Raw genomic sequence first — 18,795 nt, 5'->3', positions numbered from 1 at the left:
GTCACGGGGGGTCAGGCCGTCTCGGGGAAGACCATGGCGGCGGCGCGGGGCCAGCCGATGGTCACCGTCTCGCCCAGCGCGGGCAGGCGCGCGCCGGCGCGGTTGGGCAGGTGCAGGATCACGCGTTCCTCGGGCGAGAGGCGCAGATGCACCTCGATCACCGCGCCGAGATAGGAGACGAAGGTGACCTCTCCCGGCAGGCGGTTCTCCTCGGCCGGGCCGGGATCGAGGTGGATCGCCTCGGGCCGGATGGCGAGCACGGCAGGGCCGGGGGCAACCCCTTCGGCCACGGCGAAGTCCAGCCCGCCGGCGCTGCGGAACTGCCCCGGCGCGGCCACGCGCCCGGTGAGGAAGGTGGAGCGCCCGACGAAATCGGCCACGAAACGATCGACCGGGCGCTCGTACAGGTCCTGCTGGCTGCCGATCTGGCGGATCGCGCCCTCGGCCATCACCACAAGCCGGTCGGCGACCGTCAGCGCCTCTTCCTGGTCATGTGTGACCATGATGGTGGTCAGGCCGAGTTCGCGCTGCAATTGGCGGATCTCGATCCGAACCTCCTCGCGCAGCTTGGCGTCGAGGTTGGAGAGCGGTTCATCGAGTAGCAGCACGTCGGGGCGGATGGCCAGCGCGCGGGCAAGTGCGGCGCGTTGCTGCTGCCCGCCCGACATCTGCCGCGGCAGCCGCCCCGCATAGGGCTCGAGCCGCACCATGCGCAGCGCCTCCAGCGCGCGGGCCTCGCGCTCGGGCTTGGGCACGCGGCGCATCTCGAGCCCGAAGGCGACGTTCTCCGCCACCGTCATGTGCGGAAACAGCGCGTAGTTCTGGAACACCATGCCGGTGTTGCGGTGCCAGGGCGGCGCATGGGTGATGTTCCGCCCGCCGAGGCGGATGCTGCCCGCGCTCGGCTCCACGAAGCCCGCCACCATGCGCAGCGTGGTGGTCTTGCCGCAGCCCGAGGGGCCGAGCAGCACCAGGAACTCGCCATCCGCCACGTCGAGCGAGACGTCGCGCACCGTGGTCAATGCGCCATACTGCTTGGAGAGGTTCGCGATCTCGAGCCGGGCCATCGCCTCACACCACCCGCGAGAGGCGCACGAAGCGGTCGGTCACCAGCATCGCCGCCGCGATCACCAGGATCTGCACCAGCGAGACGGCGGCCACCGTCGGGTCGATCTTCCAGGCCAGGTATTGCAGGATCGCGATGGGCAGCGTGGTCTGGCCCGGACTTACAAGGAACATGCTGGCTTCCAGATTGCCGAAGGAGGTGACGAAGCCGAACAGCGCGCCGGCGACGATGCCGGGTCGGATCGCCGGCAGCGTGATGCGGCGGAACGCCACCCAGGGCGTCGCACCCAGGTTCAGCGCCGCTTCCTCGATGGTGGGGTTGAGCATCGAGAGGCTCGCCGTCACCAGCCGCACCGCCCAGGGGATGACGATCAGCGCATGCGCCCCGACGAGGCCGGTGAAGGAGCCCAGCAGCGGCCATTCCGTGGCGAGTTCCAGCTCCAGCTCCCCCACATAGAAGGCCGCGCCGAGCACCACGCCGGGCACGACCAGCGGCAGCACCAGCAGCGTGTTGAGGATGGGCTTCAGCGGCAGCCCGCTGCGCACGAGCGCGAGGCTCGCCGGCACGGCCAGCGCCAGCCCGATGGCGGTGGCCAGCACGCTGACCTGCAGGCTGACGACGAAGCCATTGGCGAAGGCACGATTGTCCGGGATCGCGGCGAACCAGCGCAGCGTGTAGCCGGTGGGCGGGAAGGAGGGGATCTCCTGCCGGAAGAAGGCGAGCCAGGCGACCAGCAGCAGCGGCAGCACGATGATGCCGAGTGCCACCCCCGCCGCACCACGCAGCGCGCCCCGCCGCAGCGCGCGGGCAGACAGAAGGCCCGCTGCGCTCATGCGCCCTTCATGCCGCCTTGGGGCATGGTTGTGTCGGCGGGGCCGCGGGGGTACGAGGTTCGATCCATGCGCCAGCATGGGGTCGCGCAAGAAAAACGCGCAAGCCCGTCCTGCCGGCCTCTGCGGCCGATACCCTTTGCGGTGGCCGCCGATTTGCGGAACCCTGTCCCGCCAGGGAGGGCGCGATGCTGAGGCGGATGGGCGAGCATGCAGAGAGCGCGACACGGCGCTTCGAGGATCCGGACGCCTTCGCCGGCGCGCTGCTTGGGGGCAGCTTCGAATACCTGCCCATGCCCGGCCAGCCCTTCGACGCGACGCTGCGCCTGTTGCGCCTCGGCGATGTGGTGGTGCAGCAGGCCAATGATTCGGCGCATGTCACGCGCGCGGCGATGCAGCCCGGCCTGCTCGGGGTGATCCTGCAACTGGGCGAGCCGGCCCGCCCGCCCAGTGCGAATGGCATGGCGGTCGGCCCGGGAGAGGCGCTGCTGCTGCCCGGCGGGGCGGCCGTGACCGTGGCCTGCCCCGAGCCGCAATCCTGGGGCGCGCTGGCCTTGCCGATGACGATGGTGGAGGAACTGCAGGAATTCGGCGGGGTGCCGTTCCGACACGGCGCGGCCGGCCGGCTCAGCCTGGATGGCGCAGGCTTCGCCGCACTTTCGGGCGCCATCGCCGTGGCCGGGCAGATGGCGGAAGGCGCCATCGACCTGCCCGCGACTCCGGAGGCCGCCGCCAGCCTCGCGGCCGCGCTGCGCGAGACGCTGCTCGGCGCGCTCACCCCCGGCATGGCGGCGATCGCGCCCGGCCGCGCCGCGCGGGAGGCGATGCGCGTGCATCGCGAGGCCGAGGCCTATCTGCGCGCGCATCTCGAACGGCCGATCTATCGCGACGATCTCTGCGCGGCACTCGGCGTTTCGCGCCGCAAGCTGCATGATGCCTTCATCGCCGTGGTGGGCATGAGCCCACCCGCCTATCTCAAGCTGCGCCGGCTGGTGCTGGCGCGCCGCGCGCTGCGCGCGGGCGATGGCTCGCGGATGCTCGTGAAGGCCGTCGCGCTGTCGCATGGCTTCTGGCATTTGGGCTATTTCGCGCGCGACTATCGGGCGCTGTTCGGCGAGTTGCCCTCGCAGACCGTCACGCGCCTGGGCGAGCGCCGGATGCCTGTCTGAATCAACTTGCCCATTCGGGATAGTGCGAGCAGGCTTCTGCCAGGACTGCGATGCGCGATCCTGCTGTAAAGGCTGCATGGTCGGCGCGGCTTCACGCGACGACGCGAAGGGGAGAGCAGGCATGGGGATCAGGGGCAGGGCAGGGCGTCTCCTCGCGGTGGTTCTCCTCGCGATGGGGGTGCCGGCGGCCGGGGCCATGGCGCAGCAGATCCGCGGCACGCCGGGCGCGCCGAATGCGGTGATGACGCCCAACCCCTTCAGCCTGCCCGCACCGACACAGCCCTTCAGCGGCGTGATCATGCCCAATGCCGCGGACAGCCAGGTCGCCTGGCCGCCGCAGACCATGCCGCCCGAGGGCGCGCCCAATGTGCTCGTGATCCTGACGGATGACGTCGGCTTCGGCGCGCCGTCCACCTTCGGCGGCGTCATTCCGACTCCGGCGCTGGACCGGGTGGCGGCGGCGGGGCTGCGCTACACGCAGTTCCACACCACCGCGCTGTGCTCGCCCACGCGCGCGGCGCTGCTGACCGGGCGCAACCACCACTCGGTCGGCGCCGGCGTGATCTCCGAGCTCACCACCGGCTTCCCCGGCTACAACTCGATCATCCCGCCCGAGACCGCGCATGTCGCGGCGACGCTGCGGCTGAACGGCTATGCGACAGCCTGGTTCGGCAAGAACCACAATGTGCCGACCTGGGAAGCGAGCCCGGCCGGGCCCTTCCAGAATTGGCCGACGGGCCAGGGCTACGACTATTTCTACGGCTTCGTCGGCGGCGACACGAGCCAGTGGCAGCCGGGCAACCTGTTCCGCAACACCACGCCGATCCATCCGAATCTGGGCCAGCGGGACTGGAACCTGACCACCGCGATGGCGGATGACGCCATCGACCATATCCGGCTGAACACCTCCGTCGCGCCGAACCGGCCCTGGTTCATCCATTACGCGCCCGGCGGCACCCACGCGCCGCACCACCCCACGCGCGAATGGGCGCAGCGCTTCCGCGGCCAGTTCGATGCGGGGTGGGAGGTGCTGCAGCGGCGCATCTTCGAAAACCAGCAGCGCCTGGGCGTCCTGCCCGCCAATGCCGTGCTGCCGCCGCTGCCCGATTTCATCCCGCGCTGGGACAGCCTGACCGACAACCAGCGGCGGCTCTACGCGCGGCAGATGGAGATCTACGCCGCCTTCCTCGCCTACACCGACCATGAGATCGGCCGCGTGATCCAGGCGGTGGAGGATGCCGGGCAGCTCGACAACACGCTCATCATCTACATCAGCGGCGACAATGGCGGCAGCGCCGAGGGCGGGCCGGACGGCACGGTGAATGAGGTCGCCTGGTTCAACGGCCTGCTCTTCAACGCCGAGCAGATGATGCCCGCGATCGACGCCTGGGGCAGCGACCAGACCTACAACCACATGTCGATCGGCTGGACCTTCGCGCTGAATACGCCCTATCGCTGGTCGAAGCAGATCGCCTCGCATCTGGGGGGCACGCGCAACGGCATGGCGATGTCCTGGCCGCGGCGCATCACCGACCGTGGCGGCATCCGCCACCAGTTCCATCATGTCATCGACGTGGTGCCGACCATCCTCGAAGCCGCCGGCATCACGCCGCCGGCCATGGTCAATGGCGTGCCCCAGCGCCCGATCGAGGGCGTGAGCATGGCCTACACCTTCGATGCGGCGAACCGCGACGCGCCGTCGCGCCGGCGGACGCAGTATTTCGAGATCCTCGGCAATCGCGCCCTCTACCATGAGGGCTGGATGGCGAGCACCACGCCGCCCGCGCCGCCCTGGGATTCGCAGTCGCCCAAGCCGGCCGACGTGCTGAACGGCTACACCTGGGAACTCTATGACCTCACCCGGGATCCGACGCAGATGAACGACCTGGCGGCGCGCGAGCCCGCAAGGCTGCGCATGATGCAGGAGATCTTCCTGATGGAGGCCACCCGCTATCAGGTCCTGCCGCTCGACAACTCCTCTCTCACGCGGCTGATCTCGGCCCGGCCGGGGCCGGCGGCGGGGCGGCGGCAATTCACCTATACCGGGCCGGTCGCCTCCATCCAGGGCAGCGCGGCGCCGAGCCTGCTCAACCGCTCCTACCGCATCACCGCCGAGATCGAGGTGCCGGCCGGCGGCGCGAATGGCGTGCTGGTGACGCAGGGCGGGCGCTTCGCCGGCTATGGCTTCTATCTGCAGCAGGGCCGGCCGGTCTTCACCTGGAACTTCCTCAACGTCGCGCGCCATCGCTGGGAAGGCCCGGCCGCGCTGCCGCCCGGGCGGCACACCCTGGTCTTCGACTGGCAGATGCAGCCGCAGGGCATGCCCTTCGGCCGCGGCGGCACCGGCACGCTCAGCGTCAACGGCACCCAGGTGGCGCAGCACGCGCTGCCGCAGACGCTGCCCTTCACCGTGGCCTGGGACGAGACCTTCGATGTCGGGCTCGACACCGGCACCGGCGTGGATGACCGCGACTACACCTCGCCCAACCCCTTCACGGGGCGGATCGTCCGGCTGACCATCGATCTGGGCGACAGCACCATCACCCCCGCCGCCCTGCAATTCCTGCAGGAGGAAATGGCCCGCCGGCAGGGCGCCGCGGCGCCGCGCAACTGAGAGCATGAGAAACACACGGATGAGCATGAAGACCTGGCAGGCCGGCGCCCTCGCTGCCCTGATCGCGATCGGGGCAGGCAGCGGCGCGGCCGCGCAGCAGGCGGCGCCGGACCCCGCGCCCGGCCAGGGGCTGAGCCCGGGCTGGAGCTTCGATGTCGCGCCCTATCTCTGGCTGCCCGCGGTCAGCGGCAACCTGCGCTACAGCCTGCCGCCCGGCCTCGGCGGCACGGCGCATGTGAAGGCCGATGCCGGCGACTACACCGATAGCCTCAACGCTGCCCTGCTCCTGGCCGGCGTGGTGCGCCACGGCCGGCTGAGCCTGATGAGCGACATCCTGTATGTCTCGGCCGATATCGACGGCAGCCGGGTGCAGGCGGTGGATATCGCGGGGGTGGGGCGCAACCCGATCTCCAGCACCGCCAATACCTCGACCGACACGAACCTGAAGATGACGCTCTGGACGCTCGCGGGCGGCATCACGCTGGCCGACGGGGCGTGGGGCAATCTCGATGTGCTGGCCGGTGTACGCTTTCTCGGCGTCGAGGCGCGCACCGACTACAATCTCAGCGTCACGCTGCAGGGGCCGCTCGGCAATGCCGGCCCGAGCTTCGGCGGGCGCGGCCGGCTCTCCGCGAGCGAGGATTTCTGGAACGGCATCGTGGGCCTGCGCGGGCAGCTCAACGTGCCGAATTCCAACTTCTTCGTGCCCTTCTACGTCGATGCGGGCGGCGGCGATTCGCAGCTGACCTGGCAGGCCTTCGGGGGCGTGGGCTACCGCACCAGCTGGGGCGCCGTGCAGGCCGGCTGGCGGCACATCACCTATGAGCAGGGCAGCCGCTCGCTGGTGGAGGACGTGACCATGAGCGGCGCCTACCTCGCCGCGAATTTCCGTTTCTAGAGCACGCTGCGTTCTCATGAACGCAGCTCGTGCTCTGGAAGTTATTGAGTCTAGAGCAAGAAATGCGTTCAGATGTTTCCATCTGAACGCACATTGCTCCAGGCAAGGCGCCCTGCGGCGCGGCGGGCTGCTGGGCGGGCTCTGCCTCCTCATCGCGCTGCCTTTCCTGCTGGCGGCGCTGCTCTTCGGCGGCACCGGCGGCGTGGCGCGGGAGGCCGCGCGGCCCGGCTTCGTCGGCTCCGCCACCTGTGCCGGCTGCCACGCGGCGGAGGCCGCCGAGTGGCGTGGCAGCGACCATGCCCGCGCCATGGCCCCGGCCACGGCGGCCAGCGTGCTTGGCGACTTCTCCGGCGTCAGCGTCACCGATGGGCACCACAGCGCCACCTTCCTGCGCGAGGGCGCGCGCTTCCTGATCCGCACCGATGGCCCCGGTGGCGTGGTGGCGGATTTCGAGGTCAGCGAGACCTTCGGCGCCGACCCCCTGCAGCAATATCTGGTGCTGTTTCCCGATGGCCGGCGCCAGCCGCTGCCCTGGGCCTGGGATTCCCGCCCGCGCGAGGCCGGCGGGCAGCGCTGGTATCACCTGATGGCGGACACCGCGCTCAGGGCCGGCGATCCACTGCACTGGACGGGGCGAGACCAGAACTGGAACTTCATGTGCGCCTCCTGCCACTCCACCGGGTTGGAGCGTGGCTATGACGCGGTCCGCGACCGCTACGACACGCGCTGGACCGAGATCAGCGTCGGCTGCGAATCCTGCCACGGGCCCGGTGCGGCGCATGTCGCCTGGGCGCAGGGCGGCGTGCGCGCCGAACTCGCCTATCGCGGCCTCACCGTGGCGCTGCGCGACGCTTCGGGCGGCGCCTGGCGCTTCGCCCCCGAGGATCCGCGCGGCATCGCGCGCTGGGAGGGCCCGCCCCGGCGCAGCGCCGCCGCGCAGGTCGAAAGCTGCGCGCCCTGCCATGCCCGTGCCCGCCCGCTGGTGGCGGACCCGTTGCCCGGGGCGCGCTTCCTCGACACCCATGCGCCGCTGCTGCTGCTGCGCGGCGAATACCACGCCGATGGCCAGATCCAGGGCGAGGTCTTCGAATGGGGCAGCTTCGCGCAGAGCCGCATGCAGCGCGCCGGCGTGACCTGCGCCGATTGCCACAACCCTCATAGCGGGACGCTGCGCGCGGAGGGCAATGCGGTCTGCGCCCAATGCCATTTGCCGGCCCGCTTCGAGGCGCCCGAACACCATCGCCACGCCCCGGGCAGTGCGGGCGCGCAATGCGTGTCCTGCCACATGCCGGCCGTGACCTATATGGGCGTGGATCGCCGGCGCGACCACGCCTTCAGCACCCCCCGCCCGGATGTGGCGGCGGCGATCGGCGCGCCCGATACCTGCACCGCCTGCCATGCCGACCAGAGCCAGGGCTGGGCCGCCGCGCACCTCGCCGCCTGGCACGGCCCGCCGCGCGGCGGGTCGCATCCGGCACTCGCTATCCATGCGGGGCGGGAGGGGCTGCGCGGGGCCGACCAGGCGCTCGCGCGCCTCGCCCTGGATGCCGCGCAGCCGGCCATCCTGCGCGCCACCGCGCTCTCCCTGCTGCCCAGCCCGCCGACCCGCGCGGTGGGGGAGGCGATCGGCGGCACGCTGCTCGACCCCGCACCCCTGGTCCGCGCCGCGGCACTGCGCGCGCTGGAGGGGCTGCCGGCGCCAAACCGCCTGCATGCCGCGCGTCTGCTGGCCGATGAGGTCCGGCTGGTGCGCATCGAGGCCGCACGCGCCCTGGCCCCCGTGCCCCTGGCCTCACTGCCCGAGGCCGCGCGCCCGGCCTTCGCGCAGGCCTGGGCGGAATTGCTGGCGAGCGAGCGCGTGGCGGCGGAGCGCCCGGAATCGCATGTGAACATCGCCGCCCTGCTCGCGCAGCGCGGCGACCAGGCGGGCGCCGAGGCCGCCTATCGCGACGCCCTGGCGCGCGACCCGGCCTTCCTGCCCGCCCTGGTGAACCAGGCCGCCTTCGAGGAGGCCCGGCGCCGGCCCGAGGCGGCCGAGGCGCTGCTGCGCCGTGCCGTCGCCGCCCATCCGGCCGAGGCCGAGCCGCTCTATGCGCTGGCCTTGTTGCAGGTCCGGCGGGGCCGGCTGGGCGAGGCGGGCGAGAGCCTCGCGGCCGCGGTGCGGCTTGCCCCGGAGGAGCCACGCTATGCCTATGCCCAGGCGTTGGCGCTGCATCGCCAGGGGCGGGTGGATGCGGCGCTGGCCGTGCTCGCGCGCCATCCGCGGCATCGCGACAGCCTGATCGCCGCCGCCACCTTCGAACGCGATCGCGGCCGCATGGCCGAGGCGGCGGCGCTGGCGCGCGCCGCCCTTGCGCTCGATCCCGCGGACCGGGAGGCCGCGGCGCTGCTGGCCCAGACCACGCGGCGCTGACGCCGCGCGGCCCAGGCCGAAGCGGAGCTATTGCAGCATCGCGCGGGCGCGTTCGATGCCCGAATTGGCGCATTCCTCGTCGATCGCACCGCTGGGCGCGCCACCGACGCCGACCGCGCCGATCACCTCCTCACCCGCGCGGACGGGCACGCCGCCGCCGAGCAGCAGGAAGCCATCGATATGCACCAGGTTGCGTGCGCCGGGATTGTCCGCGGCGTTCTGCGCCATGGCCGAGGTCAGGGCGCGCGCCGAGGCCGAGGTGAAGGCCTTGCGGCGCGAGGCCTCGACCGTATGCGGCCCGGCGCGGTCGGCGCGGAGCATGACGCGCACGATGCCGGCGCGGTCCACCACCGTGGCGGTGACGTTGAAGTTGCGCGCCGCGCAGGCCTCCACCGCGCCGGCGGCGATCGTCTGCGCGATGGAGAGCGGCATGTTGCGCTCCGTGAGGGGCTGGGCCTGCGCCGCGGGGGCGAGGCAGAGCAGCGCCGCCGCAGCGGCGAGGGCGTGACGGGTCGACATGGGCGTGTTCCTCCGGGGCGTCGTTGCTGCGCCCCGGGGGAAGGATGCGTCCGCAGCCGCGGCGCTGTCCATCCGCCGCCTGCGTCAGCGCCCGTGGAAGCGCAGCGTGCCGCAGGGCCCGCCGGCGGCGCGGGCGATGGCCTCGGCCTGGATTTCGGCCAGATCCGCGTCGGTGAAGCGCATGGATTCGAAGGGACACTGGATGTCGTCGCGCGCCTTCGGGCGGTAGGTCGGGTCGGGCACGCGCCAGCCATGGCCGTATTTCAGCTCAAGGAAGGTCTCCGCGCGGCTGGGAACCAGCACGATGTCCTCGCCGAAACCGGTTTCCACGGCCTTGTCCAGCAGTGTCTCGTCGCAGGGCAGGCAGGTGGTCCGCGGGCACCACAGGTTGGTGCCGTCATGCCAGGCCGGGAAGACGTCGATGTCGCCCGCATCGGGCGCGCGGAACTTGAAGAAGCAGCCCATCAGCTCGATCGAGATCCAGCGATCGGCGATCAGCAACGTGGCAATGAGGCGCTTCATCTCGGCCTTCGCCTCCCCCGGCGTGCGGCGGCCAAGGTTGAGCACCACGTCGAGGTCGTCATCATGCGCGATGGCACGGCCCTCGCGCACCGCACCGAGCAGGGAGCCGTAGAAGAGCATCGGCTGCGGCAATGTGGCGCGCTGCGTGAGGCGACGCAGCGTCTGGTAGGAGAGCATCCAGCGCGCAACGATCCCGGGATCGGTCGAGCCGCCGATCTCGCCATGCGAGGTCAGCACCGCGCCGGACCGGATGGCCTGCTCGATCCCGCCCTGGCCGTTCGGGTTCGCATACCAGTGGCAGATGTCACCCTGGCTTTGCGCCAGTAGGCGGTCGCCGGTGGAAAGGCCGATGCGCAGCTTCTCGGCCTTGGGAAACAGCTTCAGCGCACTGGCGGCGATCTCGAAGCGGAAGCGGCGTAGCCCGTGCAGCAGCGGGTTCGTGCCAGGCTCGGTCGCGACCATGCCCAGCAGCAGGTCGTGGACGAAGACGAAGACGCGTTCTCGCCCCTCCGTCACGACGCCGGACACGACCATCCGGCTGCGCGTCTCGGTGACCTTGAAGTAGCCGCCGAGGGCGGGGGGCGTGTCGATCCCGCCGGCATGGCGCGGCGCCCCATGCCGCTGGGCGATGGCATGGAGGTGGCTGCCGCGGTTGTGACGGATCGCATCCAGCAGGCGCCCCGCGCTGCGGCGGTGCCAGTCGAGCTCCGGCAACTCCCGCGTGAGCAGGTCGATGGTGCGGGCCAGGACTTCGGCGGTCTCGAAGTCGAAGACGCTGGCATGGGCGTTGGCGCGGGAGAGCATGGCCGACAGCTCGCGCCGGCCGAGCGTGAGGCTACGCTCCATGGACATCCTCGAGCGCGCGGCGCAGCAGGGTGCTGGACACGTTGCGCGTGTAGGGGATGAAGGCCACGCGCGCGCCGAAGGTGGCCAGTTCGGCCTCGATCGCCAGCCATTTCGGCGTGCCCTTCCAGTCGTCGCCCTTGGTCAGGATGTCGTAGCGGAGCGCGTGCCAGTCCTGGATGTAGTCGGTGTGTTCCTGCAGCACGACCTCATCCACGCCGCGGATGGCGGTGACGATGGCCATGCGTTCCAGCTCCCCGATGACCGGGGTCTTGCCCTTGAGGCGCATGACCAGCGCGTCGGAGGCGACCCCGACGATGAGGTGGTCACACAGGGCGCGGGTCTGCTCGATGATGTTGAGGTGGCCGACATGGAACATGTCGAAGACGCCTGCGGTGTAGCCGACCCGGATGCCCATGCGCCGCTGCCTTTCGTGTCGCCGCCCTGTCTCTCGCCAGCAGGAATCATGGCGCGCAGGTTACAACAAGAATACAGAAATAAGTAAATTTTTAGATGGCTTCAAGTCAATTTTTATACGTTCCTGCCCCCGTGCGATCTCGCCCCGTCTGCCCCGATGGCCTGCGCATGCCGCCGGCGACTGGCGGCCAGGTCGCGCCCTTCGTAGTCTGCGCGGCGCCCACCCTGGAAAGGCAGACCATGACCGCGGCCACGCCGGACAGTTTCGACTACGTGATCATCGGCTCCGGCGCGGCCGGTTCGGTGCTGGCGAACCGGCTCAGCGCCGACCCTTCCGTCACCGTCTGCGTGCTCGAGGCCGGGCCTAGGGACACCAACCCCTTCATCCATATCCCCGCCGGCTTCATCAAGACGCTGGCCGATCCCGGCGTGACCTGGCAGTTCAAGACCGAGCCGCTGGAGATGACCGGCGGGCGGCGCATCAGCACCACCCAGGGGCGCACCATCGGCGGCGGTTCCTCCGTCAATGGGATGATCTACAATCGCGGCCAGCCGGCGGATCTCGATTCCTGGGCGCAGCGCGGCAATCGCGGCTGGGGCTATGCCGATTGCCTGCCCTATTACCGGCGCAGCGAGAACCGCATGGCCGGCGATGGCGCGGCGGTCGGCGAGACGCGCGGCCGCAACGAGGGCGCCATCCCGGTTACCGACATGGACTGGATCAACCCGGTGTCGGAGGCCTTCATCCAGGGCTGTCTCGGCCTCGGCATTCCCCGCGCGCCCGACTACAACAGCGGCCAGCAGGCCGGCGTGGGCTATTACCAGCGCACCATCCACAAGGGCCGGCGCGTCTCCGCCGCGCGCGCCTTCCTCAAGCCCGCCATGGCGCGCCCGAATGTCGAGGTGCGGACCGAGGCGCGCGCCAGCCGCATCCTCTTTGAAGGCCGGCGCGCGGTCGGCGTGCGCTATGTCGGCGCCCCCGGCGATCCGGGGCGTGAGGTGCGCGCGCGGCGCGAGGTGATCGTCTCCGCCGGCACGGTCAACACCGCGCGGCTGCTGCAGGTCTCGGGCATCGGCCCGGCCGATCTGCTGGGCCGCCTCGGCGTGCCGGTGGTGCATGAGCTGCGCGGCGTGGGCGCCAATTTCCGCGACCACTACGCCTCGCGCTTCGTCATGCGCGCGCGCAAGGGGGTGGAGACGCTGAACGAATTGTCGCGCGGGCTGAAGCTCGGCGCGCAGATCGCGCGCTGGGCGGTGGGCCGGCCCAACATCCTCGCCACCACGCCCTCCCATGTGCATGTCTTCTGGAAGAGCTTCGAGGGGCTCGATCAGCCCGACCTGCAATGCGTCTTCACGCCCGGCTCCTATGCCGAGGGCAAGGTCTATGTGCTGGACGATTATCCGGGGGTGACCGCCGGCGCCTGGCAGCACCGGCCGGAGAGCACGGGCTGGGTGCGCGCGCGCAGCGCCAATGTCTTCGAGGATCCGGAGATCAATCCTAACTACCTCTCGGACCCGATGGATGTGCGCGTGCATCTGGGCGGCATGCGCCTGCTGCGGCGGATGCTCGGCACGCCGGAGCTCTCCCGCATGCTCGAGGGCGAGACGCTGCCGGGGCCGCAGGCGCAGAGCGACGACGAGTTGCTGGATTTCGCCAAGCGCAACGGCAGCACGACCTATCACCTGATCGGCACGGCGCGCATGGGCCCCGAGACCGATCCCACCGCGGTCGTCGACGACCGGCTGCGGGTGCATGGCCTGGCGGGGCTGCGCGTGATCGATGCCTCGATCATGCCGAGCATGCCCTCGGCCAATACCTATGCCACCACGATGATGATCGCCGAGCGCGGGGCGGATTTCATCCGCGGCCGGGAGAGCGCCGCCGAGTCCTGATACCGCCGCCGAGACGAAAAGGCCCCATTCCTGATGCACGCCCCCGCGCCCCTGCCCGAAGGCACCACCCTGCTTATCAAGGGCGCGGCCGTGCTGCTGCCTGAGGCCGATTGGCATCACCCGCCGATCGCCGACATCGCGATCGGCGGCGATCGCATCCTGGGCAGCGCGCCGGCCTATGCGCCCGCCGCGGGTCGCGCGCCGCCCGAGACGCTGGAGGCGCGCGGCCTGCTGGTGCTGCCCGGCTTCGTCAACGCGCATTACCACTCGCATGACGTGCTGGCGAAAGGCACGCTGGAGGAGGTGCCGCTCGAGCAATGGCGGCTCTACGCGCTGCCCGCGCAATACCCGCCGCGCTCCAGGGCGGAACTGCGCGCGCGCACCATGCTGGGCGCGCTGGAATGCCTGCGCTCGGGCATGACCACGGTGCAGGACATGCTCACGCTCTATCCCTTCGAGCCGGGCAATCTCGACGTGGTGCTCGAGACCTATGAGCAGCTTGGCATCCGCGTGGTCTTCGCCCTGCAATATGGCGACCGCAAGGGGCTCGACACCGTGCCCTTCTGGAAGGAGGTCTTTCCGCCCGAGCTGCATGGCCTGCTCTCCTCCGCCGCCGAGCCCGAGAAGAATTTCGACCTGCTCGGCCATTTCGAGGCGACCTGCCTGAAGGCGCCGCCGCGCCCGCGCGTGCATTGGGCGCTCGGCCCCTCCGCCCCCGAGCGCTGCACGCCCGCACTCATGGCGCGCACCATGGACATGGCGCGCCGGCATCGCATCCCGGTCTTCTCGCATCTCTATGAATCGAAGGGCATGGCGCTGCAGGCGCGGCACGAACTGGCGCAATATGGCGGCTCGCTGATCCGCCGGCTGCATGCGGAAGGCGCACTCGGGCCGGAGATGAACTTCGCCCACAGCGTCTGGCTGGCGCCGGAGGAGGTGGCGTTGCTGGCCGAGACGGGCGCGGGCACGGTGCTCAATCTCCAGGGCAACCTGAAGATGAAGTGCGGCATCCCGCCGATCCGCCAGATGATGAAGGCGGGCGTGCGCATCGCGCTGGGCTGCGACAATTGCTCCTGCTCGGACGCGCAGAACATGTTCGCCTCGATGAAGCTGTTCTCGCTGCTGGCGACGGTGAGCGACGTGATGAAGGGCCCGCCGCCCTCCATCCCCGCGCTGAAGGCCGCGACCGAAGGCGGGGCCGCGGCCGTGGGGCTTGGCGACCAGATCGGGCGCATCGCGGCGGGCTACAGGGCGGATCTCTCCTTCCTCGATCTGGCCGATCCCAGCTTCGTGCCCCTGAACAGCGCGGCGCGCCAATTGGTGAACATCGAGGCCGGGCGCGCCGTGCGCCATGTGATGGTCGATGGCCGCTTCATCCTGCGCGACCGGCGCGTGACCACGGTGGATGAGGCCGCGCTCTTCGCGGAGGTCGAGGCGGTGATGCCCGGCTTCCGGCGCGACTTCGCCGAGATCACCGCGCGCATCGCCCGCCTCCAGCCCTGGCTCGACACGGCGCAGGCGATGATGGACGAGGCGCCGATCGACATCGATCGCCTGCCGCGCCTGCGGTGAGCGGCGCCGCCGCTCTCGCCCGCCCTGTGGCCCGCGCCTAGGCTCGGCCGATGCACGACATGCCGCTGCCGCTGGCCACCCTGGTGATCGGCCTGACGCTCGCTTTCGTCTTCGGGCTGGCGGCGCGGCTGCTGCGCCTGCCGCCGCTGCTGGGCTACATCCTGGCGGGCCTGGCCATCGGGCCGCACACGCCGGGCTTCGTGGCCGATCCGGGCATGACCGCGGCGATGGCCGAGGTGGGCGTCGCCCTGCTGCTGTTCGGCGTCGGCCTGCATTTCCGCGCCCGCGACCTGCTGGCGGTCTGGCGGGTCGCCGTGCCCGGCGCGCTGGCGCAGATCCTCGCCGGCACGGTGCTGGGCGGTGCGCTGGGGCGGCTCGCCTTCGACCTCGCCCTCGGCCCGGCGCTGGTGTTCGGCCTCGCGCTCGCGATCTCCTCCACCGCCGTCGCCACGCGCACGCTGGAGGAGCGCGGCCGGCTGGCGGGTGAGGCCGGGCGGCTCGCCCTCGGCTGGCTGGTGATGCAGGACCTGGTGGTGGTGCTGGCGCTGGTGCTGGTGCCGGCCCTTGGTGCCGGCGCGCCCGATGCGGGCGGGCTGGGCGCGGCAGTGCTGCGCACGGTGGGCGAACTCGTGGCCTTCCTGATCGCCATGGGTCTTGTCGGGCGCGTGCTGCTGCCGCGCCTGATCGCGCTGGTCGCCAGCACCGGATCGCGCGAATTGTTCACCCTCGCCGTGGTGATGGCGGCGTTGGGCGCGGCCTTCGGCTCGGCCCTGCTGTTCGGCGTTTCGCCCGCGCTCGGCGCCTTCTTCGCCGGCGTGCTGCTGGCGGAGAGCCATCTGGGCCATCAGGCGGCCGCGGATTCGGTGCCCCTGCAGCGCATCTTCGTCGCGCTGTTCTTCGTCTCCGTCGGCATGATGGTGGACCCGCTGGTGGTGCTGGCGACCCCGCTGCTGTCGCTGGCCACCCTGGCTGTCGTGCTGCTGGGCACCGGCATCGCCATCCTTGTCCTGCTCACGCTGCTGCGCGTGAACCTGCCGACGGCCGCGACGGTCGCGGGCAGCATGGCGCAGATCGGCGAGTTCAGCTTCGTGCTGCAGGAACTTGCCATCCGCCAGGGCATCCTGCCGGCCGAGGTGCGCGGGCCGATCCTGACCGCGGCGGTGTGCACCATCGTCGCCACGCCCTTCTGCCTCTCCCTGGCCGACCGGCTGGCGCGCTGGGTGACCGGCCAGCGGCGCTTCCGCGCCTGGGAGGCGCGGCGCGGTGGCGCGCGCGCCTGGCCCGCCCTGCCGGCGGGGCTGCGGGAGCATGTGATCATCGTCGGCTATGGGCGGGTGGGCCGGCTCGTCGGCGCGGCGCTGAGCGCGCATGGCCAGGCGCATGTGGCGATCGAGGCCGATCATCGCCTGGCCGAGGCGATCCGCGCCGAGGGGATTGCGGTGGTCTGGGGCGATGCGACGCGCCCCGAGGTGATGCAGGCGGCGCGGCCCGAGCATGCGCGGCTGATCATCCTCGCCACGCCCGATGTCGCCGCCGGGCATCGCGCGCTGGAGCTCGCCCGCGCCGCCAACCCCGCCATCCTCGCCGCGGCCCGCGCGCATGATGCGGAGGCCGCGGCGGCGCTGGAGGGCCAGGATGGCATGGGCCTCGTGGTGATGGGCGAGCGCGAGATCGCGCTCGGCATCGCCGGCTACAGCCTGACGGCGCTGGGCGTGCCGCTGGCGCTGGCGGCGCGCACGGTGGAAGGGCTGCGCCGCGGCGGGTGATGGCACCGCGCTTGCTTGGCCCGGGCGAACGACGCTGGGAGATCCACGCATGACGCTCGCCCGCCGGACCCTTCTTGCCGCCGCCATGGGCAGCCTTGCCGCCCCCGGCCTGCTTCATGCGCAGGCGCCGGAGCGGCTGCGCGTGATCCTCAACTTCCGCCAGGATGGCGGCACGGCGGGCTACCTGCTGGCGCTCTCGCGCGGCTATTTCCGCGAGGTCGGGCTCGAGGTCACGATCGACGGCTCGGGCGGGTCGGGCGACGCGGTGACGCGCACGGCCTCGGGGGCGTATCAGATCGGCACGGCGGATCTCTCGACGCTGGTCGAGTTCTACACGCGCAACCCGGCCTCCGCGCCGGTCTTCGTGTCCGCGCTGCACGATGTCTCGCCCCAGGCGATCATCAGCCTCGCGCATTCCAACATCAACCGGCCGCAGGACCTGGTGGGCAAGCGCATCGGCCAGGGGGCCGCGGATGCGACCAGCCGCATGTTCCCCGCCTTCTGCCGCATCAACGGCGTGGACATGGCCTCGATGAGCCGCCAGCAGGTGACGCCCGCGCTGCGCGACCAGATGCTGCTGACGCGCCAGGTGGATGCCGTGACCGGCTTCGACCAGACGGTGTTCTTCAACCTCAAGGCCAATGGCGTGGCCCCGGACACCATCCGCATGATGCGCTACGCGAATTTCGGCATGGATCTGCCCGGCAACGGCATCATCGCCGGCCGCGCCTTCCTGGCCGAGAAGCCTGACGTGGTGCGCCGCTTCGCCGCCGCCAGCACGCGCTGCTGGCATGAGGTGATGGCCAACCCGGCGCAGGCCGCGGCCGAGCTCAAGCGGCTCTTTCCCCTGCTGGATGAGGGCATCGAGGCCGAGCGCATCACCTTCATCCGCGACAATCTGATCGTGACGCCGCGCACCCGCGCCGAGGGGCTGGGCTACATCAGCGCCCAGCGCGTGGCGGAATCGATCGCCATGGTGAAGGATGGCTTCGAACTCGCCACCGCGCCGAGCGTGGAGCAGGTGTTCAACCCGAACGTGATGCCCAGCGCGGCGGAGCGCCGGCTCCGCCTTGCCTGAGCGGTTGCCGCGCTACTCCGCGGCCTCCAGCCCGGTCGGGTAGAGCTTGCGCGCCTCGATCCGCCGCTTCAGCCACCAGGCATAGCTTTCGGGCATCAGGGGCAGGGGGTCGCCGCCGAGTTCGGCCGCCGCGTGGATCGGCCAGTTCGGGTTCCACATCATCTCCCGCGCCAGGGCGATGAGCTGGCAGGAGCCCGCCTGGAGGTAGGACTCCGCCTGCTTCGCCTCGGTGATCAGGCCGACCGCCATGGTGGGCAGGCCGGTCTGCTTCTGCACGGCCTCGGCGAAGGGCACGTGATAGCCGGGCACGCGCGGCACCAGATGCAGCGTCAGCGGCCCCTCGATCCCGCCGGAGGAGCAATCCAGCAGATCCACGCCGCGCGCCTTCAACTCGGCGGCCAGCGCGATGGTGTCGGTCAGCGTCCAGCCGCCGCCATCGACGCAGGAGACGCGCACCAGCAGGGGCCTGTCGGCCGGCCAGGCGTCGCGCACCGCCTCGATCAGTTCGAGCCCGAATCGCATCCGCCCGGCACGATCCCCGCCATAGCCATCCTTGCGCTGGTTGGTCGCGGGCGAGAGGAATTGCTGGATGATGTAGCCATGCGCCGCATGCACCTCGAGCACGTCGAAGCCGGCATCGAGCGTGCGCTTCGCGGCCTCCACATGCAGGGCGATGACGTATCGGATGTCGTCCGCATCCATCTCCTTCGGCACCATCGCGCCTTCCTTGAAGGGGATGGGGCTCGGCGCCAGGCCCGACCAGGGCGGGCGGCCCTTCGCGGCGTCCTCGGCCCCCAGCGGCGCGAAGCCATCCCAGGGCGCGCGGGTGGCGACCTTGCGGCCGGCATGGCCGATCTGCATCGCCGCCACGGCGCCATGGGCGCGGAGGAAATCCGTGACGCGCTTCCACGCCTTGGCCTGCGCATCGGTGTAGATGCCCGGGCAGTCATAGGTCTTGCGCGAGCGTTCGGAGACCGAGGTCTCCTCGCAGAACACCATCCCCGCGCCACCCAGCGCGAATTTCCCCAGATGCACGAGGTGCCAGTCGCCGACGATGCCCCCCGGTTCGGAGCTGTATTGCGACATGGGCGAAACGACGATCCGATTGCGCAAGGTGACGCCACGCATCGCATAGGGCGTGAGCAGAAGGGGCGTGGGCTGGTCTGACATGCAAGGCTCCGGATGGGCGCGCCGC

The 18,795-nt window shown here is 71.1% G+C and carries 14 protein-coding genes; 8 read left to right on the top strand and 6 right to left on the bottom strand.

All coding sequences use genetic code 11. The annotated features are described in order from the left end of the window. Nucleotides 1–11: 11 nt before the first annotated feature. Both AC2D9U_RS03075 and AC2D9U_RS03070 read right to left on the bottom strand, forming a co-directional pair. Nucleotides 12–1,067: an ABC transporter ATP-binding protein gene (locus AC2D9U_RS03075; RefSeq protein WP_484746369.1), complete on the bottom strand. Its 1,056-nt coding sequence runs from the start codon at nucleotides 1,065–1,067 to the stop codon at nucleotides 12–14. A 4-nt stretch (nucleotides 1,068–1,071) separates the two neighbouring features. Then, nucleotides 1,072–1,899 (bottom strand): ABC transporter permease, encoded by an 828-nt coding sequence (locus AC2D9U_RS03070; RefSeq protein ID WP_484746366.1) that lies wholly within the window; start codon nucleotides 1,897–1,899, stop codon nucleotides 1,072–1,074. A 197-nt stretch (nucleotides 1,900–2,096) separates the two neighbouring features. Between AC2D9U_RS03070 and AC2D9U_RS03065 the strand changes: the two genes are divergently transcribed. The 4 genes from AC2D9U_RS03065 to AC2D9U_RS03050 all read left to right on the top strand — a co-directional run bounded on the left by AC2D9U_RS03065 (nucleotide 2,097) and on the right by AC2D9U_RS03050 (nucleotide 8,990). Beyond that, the gene (locus AC2D9U_RS03065) at nucleotides 2,097–3,065 is read left to right on the top strand and encodes a helix-turn-helix transcriptional regulator (protein ID WP_484746365.1); all 969 of its coding nucleotides are present in this window, start codon (nucleotides 2,097–2,099) and stop codon (nucleotides 3,063–3,065) included. Nucleotides 3,066–3,186: 121 nt separating this feature from the next. Then, nucleotides 3,187–5,679, top strand: a complete 2,493-nt coding sequence (locus AC2D9U_RS03060; protein WP_484746363.1) for a sulfatase-like hydrolase/transferase — start codon at nucleotides 3,187–3,189, stop codon at nucleotides 5,677–5,679. A gap of 19 nt (nucleotides 5,680–5,698) precedes the next feature. Then, a complete protein-coding gene (locus tag AC2D9U_RS03055; protein WP_484746361.1) occupies nucleotides 5,699–6,577 on the top strand; it encodes a porin family protein in 879 nt (292 codons plus the stop codon). A 16-nt stretch (nucleotides 6,578–6,593) separates the two neighbouring features. Next, complete coding sequence (locus AC2D9U_RS03050) at nucleotides 6,594–8,990, top strand: cytochrome c3 family protein (protein WP_484746359.1); 2,397 nt, start codon at nucleotides 6,594–6,596, stop codon at nucleotides 8,988–8,990. A gap of 27 nt (nucleotides 8,991–9,017) precedes the next feature. Here the strand turns inward: AC2D9U_RS03050 and AC2D9U_RS03045 are convergent, their stop codons facing one another. From AC2D9U_RS03045 to AC2D9U_RS03035, 3 genes are all read right to left on the bottom strand, one after another. Then, entirely contained in the window at nucleotides 9,018–9,509 is a 492-nt protein-coding gene (locus tag AC2D9U_RS03045; protein ID WP_484746357.1) for a GlcG/HbpS family heme-binding protein, read from the bottom strand. An 84-nt stretch (nucleotides 9,510–9,593) separates the two neighbouring features. Next, nucleotides 9,594–10,877 (bottom strand): LicD family protein, encoded by a 1,284-nt coding sequence (locus tag AC2D9U_RS03040; RefSeq protein WP_484746356.1) that lies wholly within the window; start codon nucleotides 10,875–10,877, stop codon nucleotides 9,594–9,596. Beyond that, the gene (locus AC2D9U_RS03035; protein ID WP_484746354.1) at nucleotides 10,867–11,292 is read right to left on the bottom strand and encodes an FAD synthase family protein; all 426 of its coding nucleotides are present in this window, start codon (nucleotides 11,290–11,292) and stop codon (nucleotides 10,867–10,869) included. The genes AC2D9U_RS03040 and AC2D9U_RS03035 overlap by 11 nt, the downstream gene beginning before the upstream one ends. A 239-nt stretch (nucleotides 11,293–11,531) precedes the next feature. On the opposite strand from AC2D9U_RS03035, the gene AC2D9U_RS03030 reads away from it, so the two are divergent. The 4 genes from AC2D9U_RS03030 to AC2D9U_RS03015 are packed head-to-tail and all read left to right on the top strand — an operon-like array spanning nucleotide 11,532 to nucleotide 17,600. Beyond that, entirely contained in the window at nucleotides 11,532–13,184 is a 1,653-nt protein-coding gene (locus AC2D9U_RS03030) for a GMC family oxidoreductase (RefSeq protein WP_484746352.1), read from the top strand. Nucleotides 13,185–13,217: 33 nt separating this feature from the next. Further along, complete coding sequence (locus AC2D9U_RS03025) at nucleotides 13,218–14,756, top strand: amidohydrolase family protein (protein ID WP_484746350.1); 1,539 nt, start codon at nucleotides 13,218–13,220, stop codon at nucleotides 14,754–14,756. 50 nt (nucleotides 14,757–14,806) lie between these two features. Further along, on the top strand, nucleotides 14,807–16,522 hold the full coding sequence (locus tag AC2D9U_RS03020; protein ID WP_484746347.1) for a cation:proton antiporter: 1,716 nt from the start codon (nucleotides 14,807–14,809) through the stop codon (nucleotides 16,520–16,522). 49 nt (nucleotides 16,523–16,571) lie between these two features. Beyond that, a complete protein-coding gene (locus tag AC2D9U_RS03015) occupies nucleotides 16,572–17,600 on the top strand; it encodes an ABC transporter substrate-binding protein (protein WP_484746345.1) in 1,029 nt (342 codons plus the stop codon). 12 nt (nucleotides 17,601–17,612) lie between these two features. On the opposite strand, the gene AC2D9U_RS03010 is transcribed toward AC2D9U_RS03015, so the two are convergent. After that, nucleotides 17,613–18,770, bottom strand: a complete 1,158-nt coding sequence (locus AC2D9U_RS03010) for an NADH:flavin oxidoreductase/NADH oxidase (protein WP_484746343.1) — start codon at nucleotides 18,768–18,770, stop codon at nucleotides 17,613–17,615. Nucleotides 18,771–18,795: the final 25 nt, after the last annotated feature.

The organism is Roseomonas sp. TF40 (assembly GCF_057219975.1).
The sequence above is the reverse complement of the archived record's forward strand: the minus strand, read 5'-3'. Positions and strand labels throughout refer to the sequence as shown.